This window comes from Deinococcus pimensis DSM 21231, assembly GCF_000519345.1.
GTDB lineage: Bacteria > Deinococcota > Deinococci > Deinococcales > Deinococcaceae > Deinococcus_A > Deinococcus_A pimensis.
On sequence record NZ_KI912629.1, the window covers coordinates 2,723 to 8,127 of the forward strand.

At 73.4% G+C, this 5,405-nt stretch carries 6 protein-coding genes; 4 read left to right on the forward strand and 2 right to left on the reverse strand.

Going from position 1 to position 5,405, the window contains the following annotated elements; translation table 11 throughout:
- Positions 1-1,219, reverse strand: a 1,219-nt coding sequence (locus tag DEIPI_RS28265; protein WP_045233594.1) for an amidohydrolase, incomplete at its 3' end; no start/stop codon positions are given.
- 95 nt (positions 1,220-1,314) lie between these two features.
- On the opposite strand from DEIPI_RS28265, the gene DEIPI_RS28270 reads away from it, so the two are divergent.
- From DEIPI_RS28270 to DEIPI_RS0103810, 4 genes are all read left to right on the forward strand, one after another.
- Positions 1,315-2,190: a metallophosphoesterase gene (locus tag DEIPI_RS28270; protein WP_045233595.1), complete on the forward strand. Its 876-nt coding sequence runs from the start codon at positions 1,315-1,317 to the stop codon at positions 2,188-2,190.
- A gap of 26 nt (positions 2,191-2,216) precedes the next feature.
- Positions 2,217-3,080 (forward strand): metallophosphoesterase, encoded by an 864-nt coding sequence (locus DEIPI_RS0103800; protein ID WP_027480911.1) that lies wholly within the window; start codon positions 2,217-2,219, stop codon positions 3,078-3,080.
- 36 nt (positions 3,081-3,116) lie between these two features.
- Positions 3,117-4,274 carry an acyl-CoA dehydrogenase family protein gene (locus DEIPI_RS0103805; protein WP_027480912.1) on the forward strand — a complete coding sequence of 386 codons (1,158 nt, stop codon included), beginning with the start codon at positions 3,117-3,119 and terminating at the stop codon, positions 4,272-4,274.
- Positions 4,275-4,402: 128 nt separating this feature from the next.
- Complete coding sequence (locus DEIPI_RS0103810; RefSeq protein WP_027480913.1) at positions 4,403-4,672, forward strand: hypothetical protein; 270 nt, start codon at positions 4,403-4,405, stop codon at positions 4,670-4,672.
- Between the two features lie 6 nt (positions 4,673-4,678).
- Here DEIPI_RS0103810 and DEIPI_RS38875 read toward each other — a convergent pair.
- Positions 4,679-5,405: dimethylarginine dimethylaminohydrolase family protein (locus tag DEIPI_RS38875; RefSeq protein WP_045233596.1), on the reverse strand; the 727-nt coding region annotated here is incomplete at its 5' end.

The following is a 5,405-nucleotide window of genomic DNA, read 5'->3' on the forward strand; positions in this document are numbered from 1 at the left end:
TGCGGAACGCGTACGTCGTCTCCTCCAGGTGCGGCAGCAGCTCCCGGATCGCCGGGCCGTCCCCCAGCAGATGGATCGGCTGCACCGACGCCGTCACGCCCAGCGCCCCGAAACGCGGCACGTCCTCGCGCCGCAGGTGCTGCGCGTGCTCCAGCCGCAGCCGCACCCCACGCGCGCGCGCCAGCGGCGGGAGCTCCTCGTACACGTCCAGCACGCGGCGGTTGGCCTCGTCGCCGATCGCGTGCGTCACGGGCGTCAGGCCCAGCTCCAGCGCCTCGCGGGCCCGCTCGCGGATCAGGTCCGGCGAGTGCAGCGGCATCCCCGTGCCGCTCCCGTCCGCGAAGCCCGGCGCGCCCAGCCACGCCGTGCGGCTCCCCAGCGCCCCGTCCGCGAAGAACTTCACCCCGCCCACCCGCACGCGCCCGCCCAGCCCGCCGTACAGGCCCGCCTCGCGCAGCGTCTCCAGCCGCTCGTGATCCACGCAGGCCCACACCCGCACCGGCAGATCGCCCCGCGCGTCGAGCTCCAGCACGGAACGCAGCGCCGCCGACGGCTCGTATCCCATCGTGTGCGTCGCGACGAACCCGCGCGCCCGCAGGTCGTACGCGCCGCGCCGCGCCGCCTCCAGCGAGTCCGCCGCCGTGGGAGCCGGGACCGCGCGCGCCACGAGCTCCTTCGCGTACTCCAGCAGCGTGCCCAGCGGCCTCACCACGCGCCCGCCCTCCGGGTCCGGCGTGTCCTCCGACACGCCCGCCAGACGCAGCGCGAGGCTGTTCGCCCACGCCGAGTGCAGGTCACGCGAGTACAGCAGCACCGGATGCTCCGGAGAGACCTCGTCGAGTTCCGCCGCCGTCGGGTAGCGCGACAACCCCAGCTCCGAGAGGGTGAACCCGTTGCCCTGCACCCACGAGCCCGCCGGGACCGCCGCCGTGCGCGCCGCCACCCGCGCGCGCACCTCCTCCACGCTCGACGCGCCCGTCAGGTCCACGTTCCCCAGCGAGAACCCGTACCCCACGAGATGCACGTGCGCGTCCACCAGACCCGGCGTCAGCACGAGATCCCGGTGGTCCAGCATCTCCGAGCGCGGCGCGAGCGCGAGGAGCTCCTCCCGCGAACCCACCGCCAGCACCCGCCCACCTCCCACCAGGACGGCCTCCGCGCGCGGCAGGTCGGGAACGTTCGTACGGACGTCGGCGAGCACGACAGTCGTGATGGACATGCGTCCCACACTACTCCCCCGGGACGCCGCGCGGCCACGCCTCCCCCCACGTCGGGGGTGTCCGGACCCACGGGTGCCCGCAGTAGACTGACCCGATGAAGATCACCCGGCGCGCCCTGCTGCTCGGCGGACTCGGCGCCCTCGCCGCCGCCAGCGTCCCCGTCGGGGAAACCTACCGCTTCGAGGTCAACCGCCACGCGCCCGAACTGGCGGGCCTGCGCGCGCCCATCCGGATCTCCCTCCTCACCGACCTGCACTACGGCCCCTACGTGCGCGCCGCCTCCGTCCGCGCCTGGGTGGACGCCACCCTGCGTGAACGCCCCGACCTCGTGATCATCGCGGGCGACTTCATCGACGCCGACGTCGACGGCGGTACCGACCCCCTCCTGCACGAACTCGCGCGTCTCCACGCGCCCCTCGGCGTGTACGGCACCTGGGGCAACCACGACTACTACAGCTTCGGACGCGTCGCCCGCCTCGCCCGCCCCGCCCGGCCCGACTGGGAGGCGCGCCGCGAACGCTTCCGCCGCGACCTCCACGAGGCGGGCGTCCGCGTCCTGCTCAACGAGAACGTCCGCGTCCGCGAGGACCTCGTCCTCGCGGGCGTCGACGACTTCGAGACGGGCGACCCCGGCCTCGCCCTCGCCCTGCACGGCCCGGACAGGGCCGCCGCCACGCTGCTCGTCAGCCACAACCCCGACCTGCTCCCCCTCGTGCCCGCCACCGTCGGCCTCACGCTGTGCGGGCACACCCACGGCGGCCAGATCCGCCTGCCGGTCGTCGGGGCCCTCTCCACCTCCAGCCGCTACGGCGAGCGCTTCGCGATGGGCTTCGTCCGCGCGCCCGCACGCGGCTTCGTCTCACGCGGCCTCGGCGTCACCGGCGTGCCCATGCGCCTGAACTGCCCACCCGAACTCGTCACGCTCGACCTGCGTCCCGCCGGGTCTCAGCGAAAGGGCAACGACACGTGACCGCGCGGGTTGGTAGCCTGAACATCATGCTGCTCAGGCGCGCCTTCTCCACCCTCGGCTGGAGCCTCTTCACCTTCGGCGCGCTCGGCGTCGCCAACACCTACCGCTTCGTCACGACCCGCCACAGCGTCCGCCTGCCCGGCCTCACGCGCGGCGCGCGCGTCGCGCACCTCAGCGACCTGCACTACGGCCTCTTCGTCGGACGCGGCACCGTCCGGCGCTGGGTGGACGCCGTCCTCGCCGCCCGCCCCGACCTCGTCGTCATCACCGGGGACTTCCTCGACAGCGGCGTCGGCGGACGCCGCCACCGCAAGCTCATGGAGGAACTCTCCCGCCTCAGCGCGCCCCTCGGCGTGTACGCCGTGTGGGGCAACCACGACTGGACCAGCCTCAACACCAACGCCACCCGCGTCACCTTCGCCGAACGCCTCCGCCTGCACGGCGTGAAGCTCATCAACAACGCCGGCGTGCAGGTCCGAGACGACCTCTACGTCGCCGGCGTCGACGACTGGTGGTTCGGCACCCAGGACCTCGACGCCGCGCTCAGGGACCACACGGGCGGCGCCGTCGTCCTGCTCGCCCACAACCCCGACTACCTCATGCACGTCCCCGGCCGGGTCCACCTCACCCTCAGCGGCCACACCCACGGCGGGCAGGTCCGCCTGCCCCTCTTCGGCCCCCTCAAACGTCGCAGCACCCTCCTGCGCGCCCTGCAGGGCTGGGTGCGCGGCACCCACATCGTCCAGTCGCCCGCCGAGGGCACCCCCGCCGGGACCCCCGACGGGAACGCCCTCGGCTACGTCTCGCGCGGCCTCGGCGTCACCGGCGTGCCCATGCGCTGGGCCTGCCCGCCCGAGGTGGTCATCCTCGACCTCGAACCCACCACCTGAAGGGGGAGGGGCGTCGCGCGTCTCTACAATAGGTAGGTGTTGGACCTCCTCTCCGTCCGCGATCTGCTGACCTCCGAAGAGCGTGCCGTGTGGGACGCCACGCGCGCCTTCACCACCGGGGAGTTGCTGCCCCACGCGCAGGGCTGGTGGGACGCGGGCGGCGCGCCGCGCGACCTCATGCGGCGCTTCGGCGAGCAGGGCCTGCTCGGCCCGACCCTCCCGCCCGAGTACGGCGGGGCGGGCCTGAGCGCCGTCGCGTACGGCTGCGCGATGTACGAGCTCGAACGGGCCGACAGCGGCCTGCGCAGCCTCGCGAGCGTGCAGGGCTCCCTCGTGATGGGCCCCATCCACCGTTTCGGCAGCGAGGACCTGAGGCGGCGCTGGCTGCCGGGCCTCGCGAGCGGTGAGCTCGTCGGCTGCTTCGGCCTCACCGAGGAGGGCGGCAGCGACCCCGCCGCGATGCGCACCACCGCCCGCGCGGACGGCGCGCACTACGTCCTCACGGGCAGCAAGGTCTGGATCACAAACAGTCCCCTCGCGGACGTCGCGGTGGTCTGGGCGCGCGTGGAGGGCGAGGACCGCGTCGGGGGCTTCGTCGTGCCGACCGACACGCCGGGCTTCAGCGCCCCGAAGATCGACGGGAAGCTCAGCCTGCGCGCCTCCGTCACGGGCGAGATCGTCCTTCGGGAGTGCCGCGTGCCCGCCGCGAACCGGCTGGAGGGCGCGCGCGGTCTCGGCGCGCCCCTGTCGTGCCTCACGGACGCCCGCTACGGCATCTCCTGGGGCGCGCTCGGCTCGCTGGAGACCAGCTACGGGACCGCGCGGGAGTTCGCGCTGGGCCGCGTCACGTTCGGGCAACCCATCGCGTCTCGGCAACTGGTGCAGGAGAAGCTCGCGCGGATGCTGGCCGAGCACAGCAAGGGCCTGCTGCTCTCGTGGCGGCTCGGCGTGCTCAAGGACGAGGGCAGGCTCTCGCCGCCCCAGGTGAGCCTCGCCAAGCGCGACAACGTCCGCGCCGCCCTGAACGGGGCCCGCGCCGCGCGCGAGGTGCTCGGCGCCAGCGGCATCACCACCGCGTACCCCGTCATGCGGCACCTGCTCAACCTCGAGACGGTGGACACGTACGAGGGCACGCACGACATCCACACGCTCGTGCTGGGCCGCGAGGCGACCGGCATCAACGCCTTCGGCTGAGCCGTCGAGGCGCCAAGGGCGATGAAGAGCCGGACGTCGTTCGCGCGGCCCACCATCGTGGGAAGAGCGCCGATCGTCCAGAGTCTCCGAGGCGAGCGTCCGATCGACGTCGTTCGCGGAAAGGCGCGGTGAGCGACATCATCCACATCTACGAATGGCTGGTTTCCCTCCTTTCCTGGCGTCTGGACCGTGGAACGTACAGGCGTCTGGAGAGCGTGCGGCGCCTCAGGCGTCTGGGCTTCGTTCACGTGAACGAGGCCCTGGCCGACTTCGAGTACGCCAACAGGTTGACGCGGGGCATCTACAGGTCCTACTACGTCTCGCCCGACGAGCGCGTCGTCTACGGAAGCCGCAGGTTCCTGGAGGCGCCCTCCGCGCTCGTGACGCGGGTGAGGTGACGACGCTCAGTCCGACGCGGGCCGCGCCACCTCGGGTTCGTCGAGCCGCAGGGTGAGGCACTTCGTCGCGCCGCCCGCCTTCAGGAACTCCGAGACGTCCGTCTCCGTGACGCGCAGGCCGCGCTGCTCCAGCCAGGCGCGCAGGGCGGGCGTGGCGCGGTTGAGCACGACCTCGCGGCCGACGTTCACGGCGTTGCAGGCGAAGTTCAGGGCGTCCTCCTCGCTGACGGCGAGGCGGCGGCGGGCGGGCACGCGCGCCTCGATGGCCATGACGGCCTCCTCGTCGAAGGCGGGCGGGTAGTACAGCAGGAAGCCGCCCTCCAGCGGGCAGAAGCAGGTGTCGAGGTGATAGAAGCGCGGGTCGGTGAGGCGCAGCGGCTGCACCTCCACGCCGAAGACGGTGGCGAGGACGTGCCGCGCCTCCTCCTGCGAGCGGTGCCCGTACCCGAACCACAGCAGGTCCTCCCCGCGGTCGAAGAGGGCGTCGCCCGCGCCCTCGAAGGCGAGGTCGCGCGGGGGGCACAGCACGACGAAGCCTGCCGAGCGCAGCCACGCCTCGTAGTGCGGCTCCTCGCCCTGCCGCTCCGGGTGGTGGAAGCGGGCGAGCAGGGCGGTGCGTCCGCGCACCACGGCGGCGTTCGCGGTGAAGACGAGGTCGGGCAGGCCGGGCTGCGGGTCGAGCAGGTCCACGCGGGCGTGCTGACCGAGGGCGCTCGCGAGGCCCGTCCACTGG

Bases quoted from the DNA above. Each gene is read 5' to 3' on its own strand.
- DEIPI_RS0103800 (WP_027480911.1), top strand. From the start codon at position 2,217: ATGCTGCTCAGGCGCGCCTTCTCCACCCTCGGCTGGAGCCTCTTCACC.
- DEIPI_RS28270 (WP_045233595.1), top strand. From the start codon at position 1,315: ATGAAGATCACCCGGCGCGCCCTGCTGCTCGGCGGACTCGGCGCCCTC.